At 71.4% G+C, this 26540-nt stretch carries 21 protein-coding genes; 6 read left to right on the top strand and 15 right to left on the bottom strand.

Annotation, left to right across the window (positions count from 1 at the left end; translation table 11 throughout):
* Positions 1-61: 61 nt before the first annotated feature.
* Positions 62-1081: an ABC transporter ATP-binding protein gene (locus tag EUA98_RS05985; RefSeq protein ID WP_130101766.1), complete on the top strand. Its 1020-nt coding sequence runs from the start codon at positions 62-64 to the stop codon at positions 1079-1081.
* Positions 1078-1809, top strand: coding sequence for an ABC transporter ATP-binding protein (locus EUA98_RS05990; RefSeq protein ID WP_242511303.1), 732 nt, complete (start codon positions 1078-1080; stop codon positions 1807-1809). Before EUA98_RS05985 ends, EUA98_RS05990 begins: the two co-directional genes overlap by 4 nt.
* Before the next feature lie 19 nt (positions 1810-1828).
* On the opposite strand, the gene EUA98_RS05995 is transcribed toward EUA98_RS05990, so the two are convergent.
* The 8 genes from EUA98_RS05995 to EUA98_RS06030 form a co-directional block, all read right to left on the bottom strand.
* A complete protein-coding gene (locus tag EUA98_RS05995) occupies positions 1829-3667 on the bottom strand; it encodes a glycoside hydrolase family 3 protein (RefSeq protein ID WP_130101767.1) in 1839 nt (612 codons plus the stop codon).
* 84 nt (positions 3668-3751) lie between these two features.
* Positions 3752-5773 (bottom strand): beta-galactosidase, encoded by a 2022-nt coding sequence (locus EUA98_RS06000; RefSeq protein ID WP_130101768.1) that lies wholly within the window; start codon positions 5771-5773, stop codon positions 3752-3754.
* Between the two features lie 75 nt (positions 5774-5848).
* Positions 5849-7000, bottom strand: a complete 1152-nt coding sequence (locus EUA98_RS06005) for an ROK family transcriptional regulator (RefSeq protein ID WP_130101769.1) — start codon at positions 6998-7000, stop codon at positions 5849-5851.
* 55 nt (positions 7001-7055) lie between these two features.
* Positions 7056-7922: a carbohydrate ABC transporter permease gene (locus EUA98_RS06010; RefSeq protein ID WP_130101770.1), complete on the bottom strand. Its 867-nt coding sequence runs from the start codon at positions 7920-7922 to the stop codon at positions 7056-7058.
* Entirely contained in the window at positions 7919-8821 is a 903-nt protein-coding gene (locus EUA98_RS06015; protein WP_130101771.1) for a carbohydrate ABC transporter permease, read from the bottom strand. Before EUA98_RS06015 ends, EUA98_RS06010 begins: the two co-directional genes overlap by 4 nt.
* Before the next feature lie 78 nt (positions 8822-8899).
* Complete coding sequence (locus EUA98_RS06020) at positions 8900-10201, bottom strand: ABC transporter substrate-binding protein (RefSeq protein ID WP_165372733.1); 1302 nt, start codon at positions 10199-10201, stop codon at positions 8900-8902.
* Between the two features lie 225 nt (positions 10202-10426).
* Positions 10427-11419, bottom strand: a complete 993-nt coding sequence (locus EUA98_RS06025) for a pirin family protein (protein WP_130101773.1) — start codon at positions 11417-11419, stop codon at positions 10427-10429.
* A 78-nt stretch (positions 11420-11497) separates the two neighbouring features.
* Entirely contained in the window at positions 11498-11926 is a 429-nt protein-coding gene (locus EUA98_RS06030; protein WP_130101774.1) for a PLD nuclease N-terminal domain-containing protein, read from the bottom strand.
* Positions 11927-12237: 311 nt separating this feature from the next.
* Here EUA98_RS06030 and nrdD point away from each other — a divergent pair, with 311 nt between their 5' ends.
* A complete protein-coding gene (nrdD, locus tag EUA98_RS06035) occupies positions 12238-14451 on the top strand; it encodes an anaerobic ribonucleoside-triphosphate reductase (RefSeq protein ID WP_242511304.1) in 2214 nt (737 codons plus the stop codon).
* Positions 14452-14456: 5 nt separating this feature from the next.
* Positions 14457-15059: an anaerobic ribonucleoside-triphosphate reductase activating protein gene (gene nrdG / locus EUA98_RS06040; RefSeq protein WP_130101775.1), complete on the top strand. Its 603-nt coding sequence runs from the start codon at positions 14457-14459 to the stop codon at positions 15057-15059.
* A 125-nt stretch (positions 15060-15184) separates the two neighbouring features.
* Here nrdG and EUA98_RS06045 read toward each other — a convergent pair whose 3' ends face one another.
* The 7 genes from EUA98_RS06045 to EUA98_RS20045 form a co-directional block, all read right to left on the bottom strand.
* The gene (locus tag EUA98_RS06045; protein WP_130101776.1) at positions 15185-17563 is read right to left on the bottom strand and encodes an ATP-binding cassette domain-containing protein; all 2379 of its coding nucleotides are present in this window, start codon (positions 17561-17563) and stop codon (positions 15185-15187) included.
* A gap of 127 nt (positions 17564-17690) precedes the next feature.
* Positions 17691-19310 (bottom strand): methyl-accepting chemotaxis protein, encoded by a 1620-nt coding sequence (locus EUA98_RS06050; protein ID WP_242511305.1) that lies wholly within the window; start codon positions 19308-19310, stop codon positions 17691-17693.
* An 88-nt stretch (positions 19311-19398) separates the two neighbouring features.
* Entirely contained in the window at positions 19399-19881 is a 483-nt protein-coding gene (locus tag EUA98_RS06055) for a DUF1269 domain-containing protein (RefSeq protein ID WP_130101777.1), read from the bottom strand.
* A 747-nt stretch (positions 19882-20628) separates the two neighbouring features.
* Positions 20629-21201 (bottom strand): DinB family protein, encoded by a 573-nt coding sequence (locus EUA98_RS06060; RefSeq protein ID WP_242511306.1) that lies wholly within the window; start codon positions 21199-21201, stop codon positions 20629-20631.
* 53 nt (positions 21202-21254) lie between these two features.
* Entirely contained in the window at positions 21255-21692 is a 438-nt protein-coding gene (locus EUA98_RS06065; RefSeq protein WP_130101789.1) for a DUF779 domain-containing protein, read from the bottom strand.
* A gap of 165 nt (positions 21693-21857) precedes the next feature.
* Entirely contained in the window at positions 21858-23381 is a 1524-nt protein-coding gene (gene exaC, locus EUA98_RS06070; protein WP_130101778.1) for an acetaldehyde dehydrogenase ExaC, read from the bottom strand.
* Positions 23382-23539: 158 nt separating this feature from the next.
* Positions 23540-25129 carry a GAF domain-containing protein gene (locus EUA98_RS20045; RefSeq protein ID WP_242511307.1) on the bottom strand — a complete coding sequence of 530 codons (1590 nt, stop codon included), beginning with the start codon at positions 25127-25129 and terminating at the stop codon, positions 23540-23542.
* A gap of 143 nt (positions 25130-25272) precedes the next feature.
* On the opposite strand from EUA98_RS20045, the gene EUA98_RS06085 reads away from it, so the two are divergent.
* A complete protein-coding gene (locus tag EUA98_RS06085; RefSeq protein ID WP_130101779.1) occupies positions 25273-25881 on the top strand; it encodes a TetR/AcrR family transcriptional regulator in 609 nt (202 codons plus the stop codon).
* Positions 25882-25981: 100 nt separating this feature from the next.
* A partial coding sequence (locus EUA98_RS06090; RefSeq protein WP_207218987.1) for a hypothetical protein occupies positions 25982-26540 on the top strand: 559 nt, incomplete at its 3' end.

Consider the following 26540-nt stretch of genomic DNA (forward strand, 5'->3'; position numbering starts at 1 on the left):
ACACCCCGGCACCCACGCCCGCACTGCCCCCGCAACCCGCACGACCGGAAGGAGCCCGACCATGACGAGCACCCTGACCGACGACCGTGCGGCCCTCGACTCGCTCGAGCGCCGCGCTCGCCAACGCCCGGGCGAGTACGGCGCGCACGCCCTGATCGCGTGCGAGAGCCTGGTGCGGATCTACCAGTCCGAGGGCATCGAGGTGCAGGCACTGCAGGGCCTCGACCTGCTCATCGACGCCGGCGAGCTGGTCGCGATCGTCGGCGCCTCCGGCTCCGGGAAGTCGACGCTGCTCTCCGTGCTGTCCGGGCTGGACGTGCCCACGGCCGGCCGGGTCCGGGTCGGCGAGTGGGACCTGATGGCGATGACCGCGCGAGAACGCGTCACCTACCGCCGCAGCATGGTCGGCTTCGTCTGGCAGCAGACGGCCCGCAACCTCGTGCCGTACCTCACCGCCGCGGAGAACATCGCGTTCCCGCAGGCCCTCGCCGGCGTCCGCCGAGCGGCCCGGCGACACCGCTCGACCGAGCTGCTCGAAGCGCTCGGCATCGGCTACTGCGCCGACCGGCGGCCCGTGCAGATGTCCGGCGGCGAGCAGCAGCGGGTCGCGATCGGCGTCGCCCTGGCCAACTCGCCGCAGATCGTGTTCGCCGACGAACCGACCGGCGAGCTCGACACCGCCTCGTCGGACGAGGTGCTCGACGCCCTGCGCGCGGCCAACCGCGACCTGGGCGCGACCGTGGTCATCGTCACCCACGACTCCGGGGTGAGCGAGCACGTCGAGCGCACCGTGGCGATCCGGGACGGCCGCACCAGCTCGGAGGTCGTGCGCCGCACGCACACCGACGAGCACGGCGCCGAGCAGGTCGTGGCGCAGGAGTACGCGATGCTCGACCGCGCCGGCCGGGTCCAGCTGCCCCAGGAGTACCGCGAGGTCCTGGAGCTGTCCGGGCGCGTCCGGCTCGCCCTCGAGCAGAGCCACATCACCGTGTGGCCGGATCGCACGCCGACGGCCGCACCCGACGAGGCTGCCGATCCCGACGTCGCCGAACACGTTCCCACCTCCGAGGAGCCGTCGTGAGCACCGCAAGGCACCTGGCCGACCCGCAAGCCGCCCTCCTCGAGGTGACCGCGCCGCCGATCGTCGTCGTCGACCACGTCGGCAAGACCTACGGCACCGGCCCGGCGGCGGTGCACGCCGTCCAGGACGTCTCGTTCACGATCCAGCCCGGCGAGCTCATCGCCCTCGTCGGTCGCTCCGGGTCGGGCAAGACCACGCTGCTGAACATGATCGGCGGCCTCGACCGACCGGACGCCGGCACCGTGACCGTGGACGGTCGCGAGGTCTCCACGCTCACCGAGAAGGGTCTGGTCGCGCTCCGGCGGGACGTCGTCTCGTTCGTGTTCCAGACCTTCGGGCTCGTGCCGGTGCTCTCCGCCACCGAGAACGTCGGCATCCCGCTGCGGCTGCGCGCCCTGCCCACCGACGTCCGCGAGGCACGCGTGGCGCTGCTGCTCGAGCTCGTCGGGCTGACCGCCCACGCCCGCCAGCGGCCCGGGGAGATGTCCGGCGGGCAGCAGCAGCGCGTCGCGATCGCCCGCGCCCTGGCCAACTCCCCCCGGCTTCTCATCGCCGACGAGCCGACCGGCCAGCTCGACACCGAGACCGGACTGGCGATCATGGCGCTGCTGCGGGCCGTCGTGCAGGCCGAGGGCATGACCGCGCTCATCTCGACCCACGACCCGCTCATGATCCAGCTGGCCGACCGGGTCGTCCGGCTGGCCGACGGCAAGCTGGTCGAGGACTGACCGCGCCGAGCCGCACGGCTCAGGCGGTCCGCACCGCCTCGGCCGGCTCGGCCCCCGCGTAGCGCAGCCCGTGACCGAAGGGAAACTGCGGGTCCTCGGTGTCGAACGGCACGTCCGACCTGCTCTCGATCACGGCCCTCATCGAGCGGGGCAGGTCGAAGGGCAGGGATCCCTGCGGCTCCGCGTCCGCGAAGAGGACGGACAGGAGGGCCTCGTCGCTCGAGCCGAAGTCGGCCAGGACCGCCGTCGCGGCCTGCGTGAGCGCCCCGAGGACCGCCGGTCGGTCGAGGAAGACGACCACCACCGTGGGCACGGCGGCGGCGATCGCGGCGACCCGGGCGTGCAGCTCGGCCGGGAACTCCAGGGATCCGGTGTGGAACCCCGCGGCAAGGCCGGGCCGCGGCTCATGGGGGGCGCGCAGCCGCAGGACGGCGACGTCGGCGGTCTGCGGGGTCGCGGCCACCTCGGCGTGCGCGGCAAGCAGCCCGGGCTTGATCCCCTCGGCGTAGACCCGCAGCGGCCGGCGCAGCGGGAGGAGCGGGGCGCCCGCGACCTCCCGGTTCGTCAGCAGGGTCAGCGACCTGCGCTGTGCGTCGAGGCCAGCCTCGACGAAGTCCGCGCGGCCGACCGTGCGAGCGGCGAGGTCCGCGTCGACGAACGGGTCGTCGAACAGGCCGAGGACGAACTTCTCCCGCAGGAGTCGGCGCACGGAGCGGTCGATGCGCTCGATCGACACCCGGCCCTCTCGCACGAGCTCGAGCACGAGGTCGGTGCGGTACTCGCCGCCGAACTGGTCGACGCCGGCGTCCAGCGACTTCAGGACCCGCTCTTTCGGTGTGAGGTGCTCGGCCCCCCACGCGCGGGCCGCGATCGGGTCGCCCAGGGCCACGCCGTCGGACACGAGGCTCCAGTCGGTGCACACGATGCCGTCGAAGCCCAGTCGCTCGCGGAGCACACCGGTGATGACCGACCGGTTGAACCCGAACCCGACCTCCTCGTACTCGGTCCCCATCGGCATCCCGTAGTAGGGCATCATCTGGGACGCCCCGGCCTCGAGCGCCGCCACGAACGGCCGCAGGTGCAGCTCGAACATCCCGCCCGGGTAGACCTGCTCCCGCCCGAAGGGGAAGTGCGGGTCTTCGCCGTCCTGCTGGGGGCCGCCTCCGGGGAAGTGCTTCACCATGGTCGCGACCGAGTCGGGGCCGAGCTCGGCCCCCTGGAGCCCGCGGACGAGGGCCCGAGCCATGCGGCACGTCAGCTCGACGTCCTCACCGAGCGTCGCGAAGATCCTCGGCCACCGGGGCTCGGTCGCCAGGTCCACCTGGGGGTGCAGCGCGACCCGCAGGCCGAGCGCCCGGTACTCCTGGCGGACCACGTCGGCGAACCCCTCCGCGACCGCGTCGGAGCCGATCGCGGCGATGCCGAGCGTCTCCGGCCACTGGGAGAAGAACCCGGGCGGCGACTCGCTCTCGGGGTTGCCGGTGAGCGCGTTGCGCGGATCGGCCGACAGGGCGTGCCGCGTGTCGGTCGAGAACGTCACCGGGATCCCGAGGGGCCGGGCCAGGGCGATCCGCTGCACGGCGTTGTACCACTCGGCGAACTCGCGGGGGGTCGCCTTCGAGCCCAGCAGCCCGTAGTGGCTGATCCGCTTCTCGACGATGGTCTCGCGGAGCGTCGGCAGGCCGAACTCGACGTTCGGGGTGTCCACGTCCTCCAGCGTCGCCATCGGGTGGAACATCTGGCCCACCTTGTCCTCCAGGTCGAGCCGCGACAGCAGGTCATCGACCCGCTGGTCGACCGGCAGGGACGGGTTCTCGTAGGGCAGGGCGTCGTTCGATCGCATCGCGGTGGGACTCATTTCGTGTGAACGTGCTCGGGGGGGTCCCGCAAGGGACGACGAGGCCGGCCGTGCGCCGGTCGCCCGTGGACTACGTGCCGTGCGTCAGCCCAGTTCGTCGATCACCACGACGCCGCCGGCCGGCACCGGGCACCGGGACGCCCACCTCGTGCCGGTCAGCAGGTCCACGCCGGTCGCCTCGACCGCGCCGGGCCGGTCGCCATGGTTGACGGCGACGAGGTAGCTGGCGCCCTCACCAGTGCGGCGTACGACGTCGATGCCGGCGTCGACGACCGCGGTCGGGGCGATATCGAGCCCCGCGGTGACCTCGTCGAGCAGCTCACCCAGCGCGGCGTCATCCAGGGACGCCGAGACGTACCACGCCTGCCCGGCGCCGACCGTCCGACGGGTCACCGCCGGCTGGCCGCTGAGGCGACCGGTGGCGTAGCGGGCGACGACGCGGGCGTCGTCGACGCTCAACGACTCGGTCCAGTCGTGCGCGGCCCAGCCCCGATCCAGCTCGACGATCTCGCCGGCGAGCACGGGGACGAACTCCTCGACGTGCACACCGAGCAGCGTCTTGAGGACGCCGGGGTAGCCGCCGGGGACCACCTGGTTGTCCGGGCCGACGATCCCGGACAGGTAGGTCACCAGCACGGCGCCACCGCGCTCAGCGACGCGCGCGAGTGCGGTCGCCGTCTGCCCGTCCGCGAGATAGAGGCCGGCCACGATGACGAGGTCGTACTGCGCGAGCTCGTCGAGCCGCGCCGTCGGCACGAGGTCCACCCGCCGCCCCCGGGCCCACAGGGCGCGATGGACCCGGCGAGGCAGCCCGGTCGGAGCGTCGTCGGCGATCGGCTTCGGCCCGGCCGCCCACGCCCAGTCCGACTCGTCGTCGACCAGGATCGCGATCCGGGCCCGCTCGACGAGCGTGCCTGCCAGCGGCCCAGCGGCGGCGAGGTCGGCCCCGAGCGCGACGACCTCGCGCCACGTGCGCGAGCGCCGTCCGGCGTGCGGCACCATCCCGGAGTGGAACTGCTCCGCACCGGCCACCGACGCACGCCACTGGAACATCAGGACGCCGTCGGCGCCCCTGCCGACGTGGGTGAACGCGATTCGCCGCAGCTGTCCCGGGTCCAGCGGCAGGTTGCGCCCCTGCCAGCTGACCGCGCTCGGCGCCGTCTCCATCAGCAGCCACGGCGCGTCGGGGCTCAGGCCACGGACCCGATCGGCCGCGAAGGCGACGTCTTGCGCCTGGTGCTGGTCGGCGCCGCGCACGTAGTGGTCGTTCGACAGGACGTCGAGGTCAGGGGCCCAGCGGGCGTGGTCGACGACGTGCGGCCCGGCACCCACCATGAAGTTCGTCGTGACCGGGACCTGCGGGGTGACGCGTCGCAGGACCGCCCGCTCGGCGCGCAGGTGCTCGAGCAGCGCGTCCGAGGAGAACCGGTCGAAGTCGAGGACCAGGGACGGGTTGCGCGACTCGGCCGCTGCCGGTGCCCGTGGGGGCAGGACGTGGTCGAAGTCGGGGTACCGGTGGCCCCAGAACGCCGTGCCCCAGGCGGCGTTGAGCGCGTCGACGGTGCCGTACCGAGCGGCGAGCCACCGACGGAAGTGCTCAGCGGATACCTCGCAGTAGCAGTGCCGGTTCCCGCCACCGAGCTCGTTGCTGATGTGCCACAGGCGCAGCGCCGGGTGCGTGCCGTACCTCTCGGCGAGCACCGTCACGATCCGCAGCGCGTGCTCGCGCCAGACCGGGTGGGAGGGGCACCAACCCAGCCGCCCGCCGGGCGTCGACCGGGTCGCGGCACGGTCGACCCGCAGGATCTCGGGGTGATCGTGCAGGAGCCACATGGGCGGCGCGGCCGTCGGGGTCGCGAGGTCGACGCCGATGCCGGCCCGATGCAGGCGGTCGAGCGTCTCGTCGAGCCAGTCGAACTCGTACTGTCCCGCGCGCGGCTCGTACAGCCCCCACGAGAACACGCCGACGGTCACCAGCGTCACGCCGGCTTCGCCCATGAGCGTGACGTCTTGCGCACGCACCTCGGCCGACCATTGCTCAGGGTTGTAGTCGCCGCCGTACGCCAGACCGTCGTTGGTCCACTGGGCCACGAGACCTCGCCTCATCGTTGGGACGTTCACTTTTGTAACGTTCCGCAACAATATCAGAGGCATGCGGGAGCCGCAATGCCGCGCGAGGGGCTACAGGCAGCTGCGCAGGGCCGTGATGCCAGCCCCTTCGGCGTACTGCCCGAAGTGGAACGGGTCGACGCTGAGGGCGAGCTCGTGCGATGCCCGACGGTCCAGCCGGTCGCGGAGGGCGGCGTCGAACGTCGGCCTGGCCAGCTCGAGCAGGTCGGTGCCCTCCCCGGTCACGATGACCTTCTCCGGGTCGAGGACGTTGACGAACTGCGCGACGATCGCACCCAGGGCGCTCGCCGCATCGCGGAAGGCGCTCAGAGCCCGGGGCTCTCCCTCGCGGGCCCGGGCGAGCACCTCGGGGTAGTCCTGCGGAGCCATCCCCGCGTTCTCCGCGATCCCCGGCATCGTCACCAGCGTCTCGGCGCACCCACGGTGGCCGCTCGGGCAGCGCAGCTCCCCCTGGGCCTCGACGAGGAGGTGACCGATCTTGCCCTGACGGGCGTGCGCCCCGATCACCACGCGATCGTCGAGCACCAGGCCGACACCGGCGCCGTCGCCGATGACGATCACGACGAGGGACTTGGGCCCCGTCCCGCCGCCGAACCAGTGGTGCGCCGTCGCCAGTGCGGTCACGTCGTTGGTCACGGTGGCCGGGAGCCCCGTGCGCTCGCTGACCATGCGCGCCATCGGCACGCGCGCCGCCCAACCGGGAAAGGTCGAGCCCACGATCTCGGAGTCGGCGCCGACACCGTCGACGTCGCCCGCGAGGCAGACCCCGATCGCACTGGGTCGCTCCCGTCCCCGCAGCAGGTCGTCCGCGGTCGACGCGATGAGGTCGACGACTCCGTCGACGCTCCTGTCGGTGAGGGTCACGTGGGTGTTCGCGATGACCCACGAGTCGAGGCCGGTGACCACGGCGTACAGGTCGTCGCCGGTGAGCTTGACGCCGACGACGTGCGCGGCGTCCACCCGAAGGTCGATGATCTCGGGCGGCCGGCCGCGCGCGGCGCGCTGCTGCCGGTCGCTCTCGGTGACGAGCTTGAGGTCGATGAGCTCGCGCGTGATGCGCGTCAGGCTGGTGCGCGACAGGCCGAGCTTGCGCGCCAGCTGGACACGCGGTTGCGAGCCCCCGCCGATCAGCTCGGCGACCACGGCGCGTTCCCCCTCGTTCAGACCGAGCCACGGCTGGTCGGCTCCGGACGCAATCGTCATGTGGCGCTCCTGGTTGGGTCTGGTGCTCCGCCGGAGGCGGGCCAGGCTGCGCACCCTAGCCCTTGAGGCTCCCGCTGATGAGGTCAAGACGCCAGTAGCGCTGGAGGAACAGCATGAGCGCGACGAGCGGAACGATCGCGAGCAGGGCGCCCATGATCGCGAGGCTGTACAGCGCGGGTGTCCCTGTCCCGCGGTTGAGCATGAGGTACAGGCCTGTGGTCAGGGGGAACTTCGACTCGTCGCTGAGCATGATGAACGGGAGCAGGAAGTTGTTCCAGATCCCGACGAACTGCAGCATGAAGACGGTGACGAGCCCGGGCACCATCATCGGCAGGGCCACGGAGCGGAACGTGCGCAGCTCGCTCGCCCCGTCGATCCGCGCCGCCTCGACCGTCTCCTCCGGCACCGAGCTGCGCACGTAGATGCACGCGAGGTAGATCCCGAAGGGGTTGATGATGCTCGGGAGGAGCACGGACCAGTACGTGTTGGCCAGGCCGAGCTCGGAGGCGAGGAAGTACTGCGGCACGGCCAGCGCGATCTGCGGGATCATCACGCCGGCGAGCAGCAGCATGAAGACGGCGTCGCGGCCCCGGAACTGGTAGCGCGCGAGGGCGTAGCCGGCCGAGGCCGACACGGCCGTCGAGAGCAACGCACCACCGCCGGCGAAGACCAGGCTGTTCAGGGCCCAGGTCCAATACTGTCCGCCGTCGTACGTCGACAGGTCGACGAGGTTCTGCACGAATCCGGTGCCCAGGGCGAACGGCGCGGTGCTGAAGAGCTCGCCGCGGGACTTGGTGGCGGCGGTCAGCACCCAGACGATGGGCACGAGGGCGTACAGGGCACCGAGGAGGAGGACGGCCGTGGGTCCGACCCGTGAGGGACGCGCCGTCCGGCGAACTCCCGCCGCACGCACGGCGCTCATCGCTCGTCCTCGAACGTGCGTCGCTGGAGCAGTCGCAGCAGGACGAGCGAGATGAGGAGGGTGCCCAGGGCCATGACCACGGACGCCGCGGCCGCGCCGGAGACGTCGTCGGTGCCGAACGCGTCCCGGTAGATCTTCATCAAGGGGAAGAAGGAGTACGAGATCGAGCTCGAGATCGACCGCAGGGTGGTCGGCTCGGAGTACGCCTGCAGCGTCGCGATGAGGGAGAACAGGAGCGTGAGCACGAGCGCCGGCGTGAGCAGCGGGATCTTGATCCGCCAGGCGACCTGCCACTCCGTGGCCCCGTCGATGTGCGCCGCGTCGTAGATCTCGGCGGGGATCGACCTGAGCGCGGTGTAGATGACGATCATGTTGAACCCCACTCCGCCCCAGATGGCGATGTTGGCCAGGGAGCCGTAGATCGAGCCCGGGCCGAGGAAGTCCACGGCCGGGAGCCCGACCGTGCGGAGAGCGAAGTTCACGGGGCTCGTCGAGGGCAGGTACATGAACCCCCACAGGAGGGCGCCGACGACACCCGGAACCGCGTACGGCAGGAAGATGGCGGTCCGGGAGAGCCGGCCGAACCGGATGCCGGGGAGGTCCAGCAGCAGGGCGAAGACGAGGGCGAGCCCGAGCGTCAAGGGCACGGACACCAGACCGAACTTCGCCAGCCTGCCCAGCGACGCGAGGAGCTCGGGGTTCGTCAGCGTGGCGACGTAGTTGTCCAGACCGACGAAGACCTTGCGGCGGATGCCGAACGCACCGCCGTCGACCTTGAGCTGCACGACGCTCAGGTAGATCGCGTAGCCGATGGGGATGAGGAGAAAGGTCACGAAGAGCGCCAGCGCGGGCGCCAGGAACCCCCACGGCGCGATTCTCGGGCGCAGTTGTCTGCTCATTCGATGTACTCCGGGGGTGGTGTGCGGGGGTTGGGGGCGCGGCCACGCCCCTCCCCGCAGGGGGAGGGGCGCGCCGTCCTAGTCGACGGAGAAGCCGGACTTCTCGAGGTCCGCGACCACCGCGTCCTGGGTCGCTGTGAGGACGTCGAGATAGGAGGTCCTGGCGGCGGAGGCCTGCTTGATGGCGTCCCCCCACGTGTCGAAGGCGACCTGGACGTTCGGTCCCCAGGTCACCGGCGCGGTGTCCTTCGCCGCCGTCAGCGCGACCTCCCAGAAGTCGTCCTGGCCCGAGACGATCTCGGGCACCGGCTGCTCGGCGAGCGCCTCCTGACCGAGCGTCGACGCCGGGAAGAGCCCGCCCTTCTCGATCATCCCGGCGGTGCCCGCGCTCGACGTGTTGAGCCAGGTGAGGAACTCGACTGCCTCCTGCGGGTGGTCCGAGTTCTTGGTCACCATGACCGAGCTGCCGCCCATGAGTCCGACCTGGCTCTCGCCGTCCCAGCTCGGCATGGGTGCGATCGCCCAGGCGCCAGCGGTGTCCGGCGCGACGGAGATGGCGGCGCCGGGACCCCAGGTGCCCACGGTCCAGCTGAGCAGGGTGCCGTCGTTCATCTTCGTCCCCCACTCAGGGGTGAAGAAGTGTGTCGTGTCGACAAGTCCGTCCTCGACCAGGGGCTGCCAGAACTTCGCGACGCGCTGTGACTCGGGACCGTCGATCCCGACGTTCCACGACTCCCCGCCGGTCGACCACCACGTGGCGCCGAGCGGCTGCGTGTAGGCGGCAAACGTCGAGGCGTCGTCGGGGTACCCGCCGAGGAACGCGGTCGGGGCGACCTCCTTGACCTGCTTGGCCAGAGCGGCGTACTCGTCCCAGGTCGTCGGCACCTGCAGGCCGTACTGCTCGAAGAGATCCCTGCGATACATGAAGACCATCGGTGCGACGTCCTGGGGCACGGCGAAGACGCCGTCCCCGACCGTGACGAGGCTCATCGTGCCCTTCGAGTACTCACCGGAGAACTGGTCGGCGTACGTGCTGAGGTCCAGGGCGACGTCGCTGACGACGAGGCTCGGGAGCTTCTGGAACTCCGCCTGAGCCATGTCGGGGCCCTCACCCGCGCGGACGGAGGCGAGGAGCTTGGCCACCATGTCGTCCGCTCCGGCCGCCTCGACGACCTTCACCTGGATGTCCGGGTGCTCCTGGTTCCACCCCTCGACCACCTGGTCGACGTTCGTCGCCCAGCTCCAGTACTCGAGCGTCACCGGACCGGCGGACGTGCCTTCGTCGGCGCTCTCGCTCGAGCCGGCACATCCGGAGAGCCCGAGGGTGGCGACTGCAGCTGCCGCGACGGCGGCGACACGGAAGCGCTGGGCATTCTTCATGACAGCTCTACTCCTTCGTAGGGGGATGAAGACGGCAGCCCGCCGTGCGCAGCGTCGTGCTCCCGCGAGGCCGTTCGACATCAAGCATCCGCACCGCTCGCTATTTTGTCAACCTCCGCAACAAAACACGAGGTGCGGGCCCTGGCCGGTCGTCGGGCGCGCGGAAGCCGAGACGCTCGACACCCCGAAGCCGCGCGTCAGCGACGCATGCCGCCCGCTCCGCCGTCAGCGCCTGCGCGGCACGAGGCGCACGTTCGGCAGCTCCGGGGCGGGGAGCGGGGCGCCGTCGTAGCCGACGACCGCGCCGAAGCGGCGCCGTCCCTCGTCGGCGCCGGCGATCGCGGCCTGCCACTGGGCGCGCGCCTCGACAACCTCCTCGTGGGTGCGGCCGACGAAGTTCCACCACATCAGCACCTGCTCGTCGAAGGGCTCGCCCCCGATGAGGACGGCCCGCGCCGGGCGGTCACCGGCCTCGAGCACCAGCTCCTCGACGCCGGGCGCCAGGTAGGCCAGTGAACCGAGCGGGACCGGTCGTCCCGCGACGGTCAGCTCGCCCAGGTCCAGCAGGACGGCGTGCTCGAAGGCCGCCCGGACGGGCACCCGCACGACGGCGCCGGCCGGGAGGTCCAGCTGGGCCGCCACCAGCGGCGAGTAGGCGTGCGCCGGGGAGCTGACCCCGCCCAGCTCGCCGAGAAGCACCCGCACCAGCGCGCCGTCGAGCACCACGCTCGGCACCTGCGCGACGTGCTCGAACGTCGGTGCCAGGTGGCGGTGCGCGTCGGGCAGCGCCGTCCAGAGCTGAATGCCACTGAGCTGGCGCTGCCCGGGGAACCGCGCGAGCGTGCCCTCCTCGGAATGGCTGATTCCTCGCCCCGCGGTCATGAGGTTCAGCTGACCGGGCGCGATCGTCTGCACCGAGCCGATCGAGTCCCGGTGGAGCACCTGCCCGTCGAAGAGCCAGGTCACCGTCTGCAGGCCTGCGTGCGGATGCGGGGGTACGTCCATGCCGCCCGAGACCGCGATGTCGTTCGGTCCGTAGTGGTCCAGGAAGCAGAACGGCCCCACCAGCGAGCGCTGCTTCGAGGGCAACGTGCGGCGCACGGTCATGGCCCGCGGACCGCCGAGCGGCACGTCCCGCGGTTCGATGAGCTCCACGTCGCCACCCCGCGGACCCGCCCGGCACACGTTCTCCTGCGGCCTGGCCTCCAGGTTCGTCATCGCCCGAGCGTAGCCAGCCGGCCCGGGCCCGAACAGAAGCTCGGCGCAGCGCGAGGGATCGGCAGGCTCCCGGGCGGGCTACGGAGTGCCGGGCGGCCGAAGACCGTCCGAGCCATCGCCCGGCTGCTGCTCGGCGTCCCGGGCCCTGCTCTCGCGTGCGCGAAGGTCGGCCTCCCACTGCGCGAGCAGCCGGCGGTCGTCCGAGTCCGACTCGGCGGCAGCGAGCCGCGCGATGAACGCGGGGTCGTCGTCGGGCGCGGGGCGCTCGTACTCGGGGAACCCGGCCGTCCTGGTGGCCGGCCAGGGCACGGACCGTCCCGCCGACGCCGCCGTCGGCCGCCCGGCGACCAGCCAGGCGATCGGGCCGACGTAGGGGATGAACAGGATCAGCAAGATCCACGCCCAGGTGGGCAGGTTGCGCACGCGGCCGGGTGGGGCCTGGATGCACTCGATCAGGCAGAAGACGATGAGCCCGATCTCCAGCAGAACGCCCAGATACCGGGGCATGCCCGTCTCCCTCGTGGTCACGCGGCCGACGGCGTCGAGCGTCGGTCGAAACCGTACGGCAGGCACCCATTCCCGCGTGGGGAATTGCAACAGCTCGCCACCACCTGTTGGCGCGAGCCGTCGGGTGAGGCGAACGGCACATCGCGACGTCGGCCGCGGACGCGGCGGCCACGATCCCAGGCAGGACCAAGTACCCAGATCGTCGTCGCCACTACATCTAGCGTGATTCCGGTGTCGTTCACACAACATCTTGTGTGAGATTTGTCAGCCTGGATCCTGGAGTCGTCGTGACCGCTGTAGAGCTTGACCGTGTGGAGTCTGGCGACGGGACGGTCGGTGGCCCGCGCGGGATGACCGTCCTCAAGCGCGACGGTCGCACGCTGGCGTTCGACCACGCGCGGATCCGGGCCGCCCTGGCGAAGGCCTTCGTCGAGGTGCACGGCGAGCTCACGCCGATCGCCGAGCACACGCTCGCCGACCTGGTCGCACGCATCGAGGCGGAGATCGGCGAGCGGTTCGCCGGCGCGGTCAAGATCTACGAGATCCAGAACGTCGTCGAGCACATCCTGCTGGAGAGCCGGGAGTACGACGTCGCCCAGGCGTACATCAACTACCGCGTCCAGCGGGACTTCTCCCGCAGCAAGACCACGGACATCAACCACTCGATCATCAAGCTGATCGACAAGGACTCCGCGGTCGTGCACGAGAACGCGAACAAGGACAGCGACGTCTTCAACACCCAGCGCGACCTGACGGCCGGGGCGGTCGGCAAGGCCATCGGCCTGCGGATGCTGCCCCCGCACGTGGCGAACGCGCACCAGAAGGGCGACATCCACTACCACGACCTCGACTACCACCCGTACTCGCCGATGACGAACTGCTGCCTGATCGACTTCGCCACGATGCTGGCCGAGGGGTTCCGGATCGGCAACGCCCAGGTCGACCCGCCGCGCTCGATCCAGACCGCGACCGCGCAGATCTCGCAGATCATCGCGAACGTCTCCTCCAGCCAGTACGGCGGCTGCTCGGCCAACCGCATCGACGAGCTGCTCGCGCCCTACGCCGCGCTGAATCTCGCCAAGCACCTCGCCGACGCCGAGCAGTGGATCACGCAGGAGTCCCGGTGGCGGCCCTATGCGGAGGAGAAGACCCGCAAGGACATCTACGACGCGATGCAGAGCCTCGAGTACGAGATCAACACGCTGTTCACCTCCAACGGGCAGACGCCGTTCACCACCCTCGGCTTCGGTCTGGGCTCGGGATGGCTCGAGCGCGAGATCCAGCGGGCGATCCTCGAGATCCGGATCGGCGGCCTCGGCGGCGAGCGCCGCACGGCGATCTTCCCGAAGCTGGTCTTCACCATCCGCCGCGGTCTCAACCTCGAGCCGGGCGACCCCAACTACGACCTCAAGCAGCTCGCGGTGGAGTGCGCCACCAAGCGCATGTACCCCGACATCCTCAACTACGACAAGATCGTCGAGCTCACCGGCAGCTTCAAGGTGCCGATGGGGTGCCGCTCGTTCCTGCAGGGCTGGACCGACGAGAACGGTGACGACGTCGCCGAGGGTCGGATGAACCTGGGCGTGGTCACCCTCAACCTGCCCCGCATCGCCCTCGAGGCCCACGGCAGCCAGGAGGCGTTCTGGGCCCTGCTCACCGAGCGGCTGGCCACGGTGCACGACGCGCTGGTCTACCGGATCGAGCGGTGCAAGCAGGCGGCGCCGGCCAACGCGCCGATCCTGTACGTGCACGGCGCCTTCGGCAAGCGGCTGGACCCGACCGACGACGTCGACAGCCTGTTCAAGGGCGGGCGCGCCACGGTCTCGCTCGGCTACCTCGGGCTCTACGAGGTGGCGGCGGCGTTCTACGGCGGCGACTGGGAGGCCAACCCCGAGGCCAAGGACTTCACCCTGCGGATCCTTCAGTCGCTGCACTCGCACGCGGGTGGGTGGACGGCCGAGCACGGCTACCAGTTCAGCGTGTACGCGACCCCGAGCGAGAGCCTGACCGACCGGTTCTGCCGGCTCGACAAGGCGAAGTACGGCTCCGTGGCGGACATCACGGACAAGGACTACTACACGAACAGCTTCCACTACGACGTGCGCAAGAGCCCGACGCCGTTCGAGAAGCTCGACTTCGAGAAGGACTACCCGGTGTTCACCTCGGGCGGGTTCATCCACTACTGCGAGTACCCCGTGCTGCAGCAGAACCCGAAGGCGCTCGAGGCCGTGTGGGACTACTCCTACGACCGGGTCGGCTACCTGGGCACCAACACGCCCATCGACCACTGCTACGCGTGCGGCTTCTCCGGCGACTTCGAGCCGACCGCGCGCGGGTTCGCCTGCCCCGGCTGCGGCAACTTCGACCCGCGCACGTGCGACGTCGTCAAGCGCACCTGCGGCTACCTCGGCAACCCGCAGGCCCGACCGATGGTGCACGGGCGGCACTCCGAGATCACCTCGCGCGTGAAGCACATGGCCGATCGCACGGGACCGGTGGCCGGGTCGGCGCCCGACGCCGGCTGACCCGCGTGCGCACCCCCGAGCCTGGGCAGTGGCTGGCCGAGAAGGTCAGCCAGGGGTTCGTCGCGGACTACAAGCCGTTCGCCTTCGTCGACGGCGAGGGCGTGCGCTGCAGCCTGTACGTCAGCGGTTGCCTGTTCGCGTGCGAGGGCTGCTTCAACGAACGCACGTGGAACTTCCGCTACGGGCAGCCCTACACCGACGAGCTCGAGGAGCAGATCCTCGCGGACCTGGCGCACGAGTCCGTGCAGGGGCTGACGCTGCTCGGCGGTGAGCCGTTCCTCAACACGCAGGTCTGCCTGCGCCTGGTGCGGCGGGTGCGCGAGCGGTTCGGTGCGAGCAAGGACATCTGGTGCTGGAGCGGGTACACGTTCGAGCAGCTCGCGGTCGAGAGCGCGGACAAGATCGCCCTGCTCAGCCACCTCGACGTCCTGGTGGACGGACCGTTCGACCTCGCCGAGCGCGACCTGAGCCTGCAGTTCCGCGGCAGCCGCAACCAGCGGGTGCTCGACGTGCCCGCCTCGCTGGCCGCGGGCGCGCCCATCACCTGGGCGCGCCGCACGGATGCCACCGCGACCTACGAGCAGCTCGAGCGCCGGCCCCTCATCTAGCCGCCCCCGACCCCGCCGCCCGACCCTCCCGACCCTCGTATCCCACCGCGAGTGCGGGCTTTCGGCTGCTCAACCGGCCCGAACGGCAGCCGAACGCCCGCACTCGCGAGGGATACCGGGGGCGGTCAGGGGGCGACGTACGCCGCGAGGTGCTCGCCGGTGAGGGTGGAGCGGGCGGCGACGAGGTCTGCCGGGGAGCCCTCGAAGACGATCCGGCCGCCGTCGTGGCCGGCGCCGGGGCCGAGGTCGATGATCCAGTCGGCGTGCGCCATGACCGCCTGGTGGTGCTCGATGACGATCACCGACTTGCCGGAGTCGACGAGCCGGTCGAGCAGGCCGAGCAACCGCTCGACGTCGGCGAGGTGCAGGCCGGCGGTCGGCTCGTCGAGCACGTAGACGCCGCCCTTCTCGCCCATGTGCGTAGCCAGCTTGAGCCGCTGCCGCTCGCCGCCGGACAGCGTCGGGAGCGGCTGGCCGAGGCTGACGTAGCCGAGGCCGACGTCGACCAACCGGTCGAGGATGGCGTGCGCGGCCGGCGTGCGCGCGTCGCCGGCGCCGAAGAAGCCCTCGGCCTCGGTCACCGACATCGCGAGCACCTCGCTGATGTCGCGTCCGCCGAGGTGGTAGTCCAGCACCGACGCCTCGAACCGTCTGCCCTCGCACACCTCGCAGACGGTGGCTACCCCGGCCATCATCGCCAGGTCGGTGAAGATGACCCCGGCGCCGTTGCAGTTGGGGCAGGCACCCTCCGAGTTGGCGCTGAACAGGGCCGGCTTCACGCCGTTGACCTTGGCGAACGCCTTGCGGATCGGGTCGAGCAGGCCGGTGTACGTCGCCGGGTTGCTGCGTCGCGAGCCCTTGATCGCGCCCTGGTCGACCGTCACCACCCCGTCCCGGCCGGACACCGAGCCCTGGATCAGCGAGCTCTTGCCCGACCCGGCCACGCCGGTCAGCACCACCAGCACCCCGAGCGGGATGTCGACGTCGACGCCTTGGAGGTTGTGGGTGCTGGCGCCGCGGACCTTCAACGCCCCCGCCGGCGTCCGCACGGTGGGCTTCAGGGTGGCCCGGTCGTCCAGGTGCCGCCCGGTGAGCGTGCCGCTGGCCCGCAGCCCGTCGACGGTCCCCTCGAACACCACCTCGCCGCCCGCGGCGCCGGCCCCCGGGCCGAGGTCGACGACGTGGTCGGCGATCTCGATCGCCTCCGGCTTGTGCTCGACGACGAGCACCGTGTTGCCCTTGTCCCGCAGCTGCAGCAGCAGGCCGTTCATCCGCTGGATGTCGTGCGGGTGCAGCCCGATCGTCGGCTCGTCGAAGACGTAGGTGACGTCGGTGAGCGAGGAGCCGAGGTGCCGGATCATCTTGACGCGCTGGGCCTCGCCGCCGGACAACGTGCCCGACGGCCGGTCGAGCGAGAGGTAGCCCAGCCCGATCTCCACGAACGAGTCGAGGGTGTGCCGCAGGCCCTCGAGCAGCGGTGCCACCGACGCCTCCTCGCGGCCGGCGACCCAGACCGCCAGGTCGCTGATCTGCATCGCGCAGGCGTCGGCGATGCTGATCCCCGCGATCTTCGACGACCGCGCGGCCTCGGTCAGCCGGGTGCCACCGCAGTCGGGGCACGTCATGAAGGTCACGGCCCGCTCGACGAACGCCCGGACGTGCGGCTGCAGGGTGTCCACGTCCTTGGACAGCATCGACTTCTGGATCTTCGGGATCAGCCCCTCGTACGTGAGGTTGATGCTGTCGACCTTGATCTTCCGGGGCGCACCGTAGAGGAACTCCTGCCGCTGCTTGGCGGTGAACGCGGCGATCGGCACGTCGCCCGGCACCACCGCGGAGAAGATCCGTCCGAACCAGCCGTCGGCGCTGTAGCCCGGGACGGTGATCGCCCCTTCGGTGAGCGACTTGCTGTCGTCGTACAGCTGCGACAGGTCGATGTCCGTGACGGAGCCCCGACCCTCGCACCGGGGACACATCCCCCCGGTGATGCTGAAGGTCCGACGCTCCTTGACCGTCTGGCCGCCGCGCTCGATGGAGACCGCCCCCGCACCGCTGATCGAGGCGACGTTGAACGAGAACGCCTGCGGTGAGCCGATGTGCGGCTGACCGAGCCGGCTGAACAGGATGCGCAGCATCGCGTTGGCGTCGGTGGCGGTGCCGACCGTGGAGCGGGCGTTGGCCCCCATCCGCTCCTGGTCCACGATGATCGCCGTCGTCAGCCCCCGGAGCAGGTCGACGTCCGGCCGGGCCAGGGTCGGCATGAACCCCTGCACGAAGGCGCTGTAGGTCTCGTTGATCAGCCGCTGCGACTCCGCGGCGATCGTGCCGAACACCAGCGAGCTCTTGCCCGAGCCGGACACCCCGGTGAACACCGTCAGCCGGCGCTTCGGGATCTCGATGCTGACGTCCCTGAGGTTGTTCACGCGCGCGCCCTGGACGCGGATCAGGTCGTGGCTGTCGGCCCGGGGGCTCGCCGCCGACTGCGGGTCCTTCGTCGTATCCATGCGCATCGTGTCTCCATCCGTCGCGTGGGGCCGCCGTGACGGTCCCCTCGGAGTCTCCAGGCTCGATTCAACCAGCGTCGAGCACCGGCGTCCGGTCGCGGTCCGGTCGCGACGACCGATGAAGCGCTCAGTAGGTGAAGGTCGAGACCCGCTGACGCAGATCGGCCGACAGCTGGGCGAGCTCGGCGATCGACGTGCCGACCTGACCCAGGACGTCCGACGTCATCGCGGCCGACGTCGCGACACCGACGATGTTCGTGGCGATCTCGACCGAGCCCGTCGCCGCCTCCTGGACCGACCGGGACATCTCGTTGGTCGTCGCCGTCTGCTCCTCGACCGCGCTCGCGATCGTCAGCTGATAGTCGTTGATGGACGCGATGATCGACGCGATCTCCTCGATCGCCGTCACGGCACCCGCCGTGTCCGCCTGGATCGCCTCCACCCGGCGCGAGATGTCATCGGTCGCACGGGCGGTCTCCCGCGCCAGCTCCTTCACCTCGCCGGCCACCACGGCAAAGCCCTTCCCTGCCTCACCGGCGCGGGCAGCCTCGATCGTCGCGTTGAGCGCCAACAGGTTCGTCTGCTCCGCGATCGACGTGATCGCCTTGACGACGTTGCCGATCTCGGCCGAGGAGACTCCCAGCTTCGCGATCGTGTCATTCGTCGCCTGCGCCACACCCGTGGCCTGCCCGGCCACCCGTGCGGCCTCGTTCGCGTTCTGCGCGATCTCCCGGATCGACGCACCCATCTCTTCCGCGCCGGCCGAGACCGTCTGCACGTTGCGCGAGACCTGCTCCGCCGCGGCCGCGACGACCCCGGCCTGCGCACTGGTCTCGTCCGAGCCCGCGGCCACCTCAGAGTTGGCCACCGAGAGCTCCTCTGCGGCGGCAGCGACCGTGCCCGCCGTCTCCACGACCCCCGACACCAGCTCGCGGAGCTTGCCCTGGGCGAGCCCCATCGATGACGCGAGCCGCCCGAGCTCGTCCCGCGAGTCCACGACGAGCTCGGAGGTGAGGTTCCCGTCGCCGAGGGCGGCCAGGCTCACCTCGACGCGCCCGAGCCGACGCGAGATGGAACGTGCCACCACCAGCGCGAGGGTCATGGCGAGGACGATCCCGATGATGACCACGGCGAGAATCTGGCGGGTCGCCGACGACGCCTGGTCTGCGGCCTCGGTCTGCAACGTGGCGGCGGCGGTGCCCTGCGCCTCGGTCTCGGCCTGGATCGCGTCCATGACGGCCGTCGTCAGCGGCCGGATCGTCGTCTGGAAGTAGGCACCGAACTCGGCCGTGTCGCCCAGGTCGGCGAGCGGGAACAGCTCGTCCGACGCGGCCGCGTAGTACGCCGTCAGGGCCGTCTCGATCGCCTCGACACCCTGCGGGTCGACCGCGGACGGGCGGTAGCCGTCGAGCAGGGTCGCCAGGTCGCTCTGGCGCTCGACGAGCTCGGTCGCGAGCTCCGCGCGGGTCGCCTCGTCGGCGATGCCGTACTGGATGACCCGCGCACGGTCTCCCTGGTAGCTGCGTTGGATCTCGGTGAGCTGTTGCAGCGAGACCACCCGACCGTCGTACATCTCCTGCCCGGTCGCCTTGAGCGTGCTGACCGCGCCCACCGCGACCACCCCGACGCCGACCGCCGCCGCAGCCATCACGGCAACGGTGACGAGGATCTTGGTCCGGACCGGGCGGTCCGCCCAGACTCGTCGCGGCAGGGCTGCAGGGACAGTCGAGTACGACTGGGCGCTCACGTGGGACTCCGATTCAATGGGAAGGAATTGCTCCGTCCCGTCGAATCGGCCCCGGCCCGTCGCGGATGAGCGTTTCGCGCGAGCGCCCTCAGCCGAACGCCTCGTGCAGCGTCTGCTCCTCGGTGGCGCTGAGGTTCGAGGTGACGAGGGTGCTGTGCAGTCCGTGGAACCGCTCCGCGATGCGGTCGAGCTCACCCTCGGTCGTCACGACGAACAGGGCTGAGGTCCCGGGGACCACCTCGCCCTTGAGGGTCTCGAACTGCTTCTTGTCGATCCCGATCGCCTCCATGGCCTTGCTCGAGGCGCCCAGTGCGGCCCCCGCGGCGGCGCCGAGCAGCGGCACGAAGAACAGGCTCCCGAGCAGCAGTCCCCAGAGCGCTCCCCAGCCCGCGCCGCGTCGCTCGTCGTCGTGCGGCTGCTTCACGACGGGCTTGCTCGCCCCGAGCGGCCAGCTCACGACGGCGTGGTCGACGATCTTGACGAGACCTTCGGACGCTGCGGAGCGCAGGATGTCGGCGGCCTCCTGCGCGCCATCGGGGCTCTCGTACTTCCAGACGGTGAACGTGGTCATGACGACTCCTTGGCTGCCGGTGACCGCGGTGGCCGATCTCCGCGGCCCTCTCGCCGATCCTGCGCACCACGAGGCCGAGTCAGCCTCACCCGCCGGGCATGAACCGAAAGGACCCGGCCGGCTCACCTGGGTGCGATCGCCTCCCGGTGAGCTGACGCGAATCTTCACCAGGCGCGCGCGCGTCGTCCACGGAGCATGCACCGGTGGCCCCTAGCCTTGAACCAGCGAAGGCCCCTCGGAATAGGAGTCCGAGGGGCCTTGCTGTGACCGCTAGTCCCACAACCGGTTGCCCGGTGCTGTCCGACGTCGCTCAGACGCTGCGACTCGGTCTCGTCACCCGGGTGACCCGAGCGTTCGACCTCTCACGATCAACCTTCCGGTACGTGCGGGCACCTGCGTCGTCTTCGCAGTTCGACGGGTTTCCCCGCCAGGTCGCCCCCGCCGTTCGCCGGTAGGGCCGGTCCCCCGGTCCCCGTTGCGTCCTGCGGGTTGCCCCGCCCTCTGCCCGGTCCGTCGAGTCCGATACGACTTGTCTAGCCCCGTCCGGGAGGGCCCGCAAGCGTTTGGTGAACGGACTTTTCGGACACCCGTCATCCACAGGCTCGTCCACACCTGTGTGCGCTGATCCGGTGCTGAATCCACAGGGTTGTGGACCGAGTTTGTGGACAGTTCACATCCCGTCCACCTGCCCGACGGCGCCTCGTGGTGGTCAGGGCGGCGTCCCGGCGGTACAACCGTCGCCCGCGGTCAGGCGCCGATGTCGCGGAGGTGGTGGACGACGTCGTGCAGGTAGTACTGGCCGAGGGTGCGGACCGTGAACCGCGATCCGTTGGAGCGGCGCCCCGTCCGGTCGAGCTGGTCCGGCCGGACCGCGTCGAAGTCGTCCGCCATCGCCGCCGCGGCGACCGCCAGCTCGGCCGCGACCGCCGCCGGCTCCTGCAGGTCGTAGCGGTCCGCTCGTGCGGTCGCGTCCTGGTCCCAGTTCGCAAAGACCGGGTCGGCCGTCGCGAGCATCGCGTGCAGGCGGGTCGCGAAGATGCGGTTGACGTCGCGGACGTGCGCGGCGTACTCGACCACGGACCAGGTCGCCGGCTCCGGTCGCACCCGCGCGTCCGGGCGCTCGAGTGCGGCGCGCCAGCGTGGGGCCAGGCTGCGCACGGTCGAACCGATCGCGGCGGGGTCGACGTCGGCCGCCACGAAGCCGCACTCGGGGCACGGCCGCTCGAGCACCCAGGTCCAGTCCTTGGTGTCGGCCACGATCGGTGCGGGATCGGGATCGGTCAGGCGCGGGTCGTCGTCGGGCATGGCGTCGTCGGGCATGGCCCCGAGGCTACCCAGCGCGACGCCCCCCGGGGGCACTCACCGCACCGGGGTCACAGCGCGTCGGCCGCGTCGAGCGCCCGCCACTCGTCGTCCGAGAAGAGTCGGGACCGGATGAGGAACCGCACCCCCTCGGGGGCTTCGAGCGAGAACCCCGCACCCCGGCCCGGGACGACGTCGATCGTGAGGTGGGTGTGCTTCCAGTACCCGTACTGGTTGCGGCTCATCCACACCGGCACCGTGAACCCCTCGGCGTCGACGGGACCGACGGCATCGGGTTCAGCCGGTTCGACGGGGATGACCAGGTCGCCGAGGTGGACGTCGCTGTCCCCGGTGAGGAACTCCCCGGCCGGGTAGCACATCGGTGACGAGCCGTCGCAGCAGCCTCCGGACTGATGGAACATCAGCTCCCCGTGCTGGGTGCGCAGCTGCCGGAGCATCGACGCCGCCGCCGCGGTCACCGCCACCCGGTCCGGGAGCGGTTCGGCCATCGACACGGAGATCACCTGTCCGTCGTTGATCGGGTCGCGGGGGTGGGTTCCACCGCGAGGTGGTGCGGTCGATGGTGCGCGGCAGGAGCCGCCGGGCGCCTCCCGGGCGACTCCTGCCGCACCCCGGTGCGGCCTCGGGGGATCCCCCCGAGGCCGCCTCGAGGTCTAGAAGAAGCCGTCGGGCTTCTCGGTGTACGACACCAGCAGGTTCTTGGTCTGCTGGTAGTGGTCGAGCATCATCTTGTGGTTCTCCCGGCCGATGCCCGAGCCCTTGTACCCGCCGAACGCCGCCGCGGCCGGGTACGCGTGGTAGCAGTTGGTCCACACCCGCCCGGCCTGGATCTCGCGTCCGGCCCGGTAGGCCAGGTTCGCCTCGCGGGTCCACACCCCGGCCCCGAGGCCGTACAGGGTGTCGTTCGCGATCGAGAGCGCGTCGTCGTAGTCGGAGAAGCTCGTCACCGCGAGGACGGGTCCGAAGATCTCCTCCTGGAAGATCCGCATCGAGTTCTTGCCCTCGAAGATCGTCGGTGTCATGTAGTAGCCCTCGGCCAGGTCGCCGTCCAGGTGGTTGCGCTCGCCGCCGGTGACCAGGCGTGCGCCCTCGGCCTTGCCGATGTCGACGTAGCTGAGGATCTTCTCGAGCTGGTCGTTGGACGCCTGCGCGCCCATCATCGTGGTGGTGTCGAGCGGGTTGCCCTGCTTGATCGCCTGCGTTCGCGCGACGGCGTCGCCGAGGAACTGGTCGTAGATCGACTCCTGGATCAGCGCCCGGGACGGGGCCGTGCAGACCTCGCCCTGGTTGAAGGCGAACATCGTGAACCCCTCGAGCGACTTGCTGTAGTAGTCGTCCTGCTCGCGCGCGACGTCGGCGAAGAAGATGTTCGGGCTCTTGCCGCCGAGCTCGAGCGTGACCGGGATGAGGTTCTGGCTCGCGTACTGCATGATCAGCCGGCCGGTGGTGGTCTCGCCCGTGAACGCGATCTTCCGGATCCGCGGCGAGGACGCGAGCGGCTTGCCCGCCTCGACCCCGAACCCGTTGACCACGTTGAGCACGCCCGGGGGCAGCAGGTCCCCGATGAGCTCCATCAGCACCATGATCGAGACCGGGGTCTGCTCGGCGGGTTTGAGGACGATGGCGTTGCCGGCCGCGAGCGCCGGGGCGAGCTTCCAGACCGCCATGAGCAGCGGGAAGTTCCAGGGGATGATCTGGCCGACCACGCCGAGCGGCTCGTGGAAGTGGTACGCGACGGTGTCCTCGTCGATCTGGGAGATCGACCCCTCCTCGGCCCGGAGCGCTCCGGCGAAGTAGCGGAAGTGGTCGATGGCGAGCGGGAGGTCGGCGCCGAGGGTCTCGCGCACCGCCTTGCCGTTGTCCCAGGTCTCGGCGACGGCGAGCATCTCGAGGTTCGCCTCGATCCGGTCGGCGATCTTGTTGAGGATGACCGAGCGCGCGGCGGCGGTCGTCTTCCCCCAGCTGCGGGCGGCGCCGTGCGCCGCGTCGAGGGCGCGGTCGATGTCCGCCGCGTCGCCGCGGGCGACCTCGGTGAAGGTGCGACCCGTCACGGGCGACGGGTTCTCGAAGTAGCGGCCGGCGATCGGCGGGACGTACTCGCCGCCGATCCAGTGGTCGTACCTCTCACGGAAGGTGACAATGCTGAGGGGCGTGCCGGGCGCTGCGTAGATCGTCATGAATCTCCTCCATGCACGGGGCTGGGTCGCCGCAGGGTGCACGGCCGGCCCAGAGACGACGCACCGTTGCGTCGTCCTACGAAGGGCACGCTAAGTCGGCGCACGTTGCGTCGCCGTTGCACGGTCCGACGCCGGCCGCCGCGGCCGCCCGGGCACGCTCAGGTGGTGACCGGTCGACGGGTTCGTCCCGGGTCGCCGACGGGTGAGAGCCGGCCGGTGGGAGCGCCCAGCTCGCGGTCCAGGACGTCGATGCGGGCCGAGGCCCGGATCCACCCGGGCGTCCCGAGCGGGTGCAGCGCGAGCAGCCGTTGCCATGCGTCCCAGTCGTCGGCCCCGGCCGGCCCGTGCGTCCAGGCCTCCAGCGCACCGACGTCGGGGGTCCGGGCGAGGGCCGCCCGGAGCTCGGCCTCGAGCTCGTCCCGCAGGGCGACGACCCCGGGAGCTTCCGACCGCGGCAGCACCGGCCCCCGATAGACCTCGACCGCGCCCGCGACGTCGCCCCGGGCGAGCCGCTCGCGCACGTCGTCGACGTCGGTGCGGATCCGGTCCCCCGGGCGGTCCGTCAGGCGGTACGGCCGCGAGCCGCCGATCAGGTCGCCGACCGCGCGGCGCAGGCGTGACATCTCGACCCGGACCGTGACGCCCGACAGCGTCCCCGGGTGCAGCAGCGCGGCGAGCTCGTCCCCCGTCAGTCCGCCCGGGTGGCGGCCGAGCAGCAGCAGCAGCTCGGCGTGGCGCAGCGTGAGCACCTGCCGGTCGTCGCCGCGCAGCAGCCTGCCCGACGACGTCCCGAGCACCTCGAGCCGTCCCGTCGCCTCGACCCGAGCGGTCTCCCCGGTCACCGCGGAGACCGGACCAACCGGGGAGGCCGGGTCCACGGGCGCAGCCAGGTCCACCGGGGCGACGGGGTCCGCCGGGGCGAGCGCGCCGACCGCGCGGAGCTCGCGGGCGACGGCGAGCACCCCGCCCGGGCCGGACGACCGTGCCCGGCGGCGCCGGACCTGCGCGTCGGCGTCGGCGTCCGACAGCTGGGCCCGCAGCGCGCGCACCGCGAGCTCGGACTCCATCGCAGCGACCGTGGCGCGCACCAGCGCGGCCATCTGCGGTGAGGCGGCCGGGTCGCGCCCGGTGACGTCGAGGACGCCGAGCGTGCGACCGGTGACGGGGTCGTGCACCGGCGCGGCCGAGCAGCTCCACGGCTGCACCGCGCGGGTGAAGTGCTCCGCGGCGAAGATCTGCACCTCGTGATCGGTCGCCAGGGCCATGCCTGGCGCGTTGGTGCCGGCATCCTGCTCGCGCCAGCGCGCACCCTCGACGAAGCCGACCTCCTCGACGGCGCGCCGCACCGCATGGTCGCCCTCGACCCACAGGAGGCGGCCGGCGTCGTCCGCCAGGGCGACGAGCAGCCCCTCCGAGCCGGCGCCGTCGACGAGCAGGCGGCGCACGATCGGCATGAGCGGCGCGAGCGCGTGCCCGCGCCGGTACGCGGCGAGGTCCACGCCGGCGAGGTCCACCGGCGGGTTCAGGTGTTCGGGGTCGACCCCGCTGCTCCGGCTGCGCAGCCAGGACTCCATCACCACCCGGCGGACCCACGAGCCTCGGTCACGCCCGCCGTCGGCGCCCCAGTCCGCACCCGGGCCGGTGCCCGGGCCGGCGACGAACAGCTCGTGCGCCGCGCGCAGGCGTGCCGACAGCTCGGCGGGGTCGGCTCCGCTGGGCCAGGCGATCCATGGGCTCGTGGTCGTCACGCGGCGTGGTCCCCTCGACGACGGTGTCGGGCGGTGCAGCCAGTTCGGCCGTTGTGCGACAAATCGCGCACACCACCTGACCGTAACCCGAGCACGGTCGCCGGCGCGGGGTTCCATGCTGACAGATCGTGAGAAGGTGTCAGATGCCCAAGATCATCGGTGGCTCGCTGGCCGAGCACCGTAAGCAGACCCGCGAGCGCCTCTTCCGGGCGTTGGCCGCGCTCATGGCCGAACGCGGGTTCGAGGCCATCACGTTCGCGGACATCGCCGCGAAGGCCGGCATCGGCCGCACCGCCGTCTACAACCACTTCACCGACAAGGAAACGCTCCTGCTCGGGTACATCACGCACGAGACGGAGCAGTACCTCGCCGGCCTCGAGTGCGCGCTCGAGGGTGTCGACGACCCCGTCGAGCAGCTGCGCGCCTACGTCCGGCAGCAGGCGCAGCTCAAGCGGGTGTTCCACCTCGCCCACGGCCCGGACCTGCGTGAGGTGCTCTCGCCCGGCACCCAGCAGCGGCTGCGCGAGCACGTCGTCGGCGTCGAGGCCATCCTCCGGCGCATCCTCACCGCGGGGCTCGAGTCCGGCGCCCTGCCCCCGCAGGACCTCGACACGACCATGCCCCTGGTCCACGCCTGCCTGTCCGGTCGGGTCGTTCCGACCGCCGCCGGTCCGGCCCGGGAGCAGGCGATCGACGCGACGGAGACGTTCGTCCTGCGCGCCGTCGGCGCCCGCCTCCCCGCCCTCGTCTAGCTCCCCCGAACCCCCCGAGCCCGGAGCTCCGGCCACAGCACCGGGAGAGTCAGCGGGACTTAGACCTCAGGTCCGGGGCCGCGCTGTCGATATGACACATATGAGCCTTGCGATTCGACCCGACGGGCGACCTGCGACCAGGCGACGCGCCGGGTTGGTCGCCCTCACCGTCGCGATCACGCTCGTCGGCGTCGGCGTCGGCCCCCTCAGCTTCGCCGCCGCCTCCGCGAGCCCGACGGGCACGACCGCCACCGGGCCACAACGACTGCACCCCGCGTTCGCCGCGTGGACCGCGACCGCGTCGCCGATGACGGCCGCGCCGGCGGTCCCGCTGACTCTCCCCCCGGAGCTGCACCTCGACACCGCGGCCGAGGCCGCCGCCCACGTGGCCATGCTGGACGAGCGTCTGACCGTGCTCGACGCCGCCTTGACCGCGGCCGACGCCGCCCTGGTGGCCTCGGACGGGAAGGTCGGCGCACCGGTCCGGCTCACCCTCGCCGACGCCGCGACCATCCTGCGGTCGCTGCGCGGGCAGCGCACCCACCCCGGCATCCCCGCCGCGACCGCCGCGGTCGTGCGTCTGACCGCTCCGGTCGTCGCGGCGACGACCGCGTTCGACCTCGAGGCGGCGCGCGCGGCCGAGCTCGCCGCGGCCGCGG

The sequence above is a fragment of the Pengzhenrongella frigida genome (assembly GCF_004168625.1).
GTDB lineage: Bacteria > Actinomycetota > Actinomycetes > Actinomycetales > Cellulomonadaceae > Pengzhenrongella > Pengzhenrongella frigida.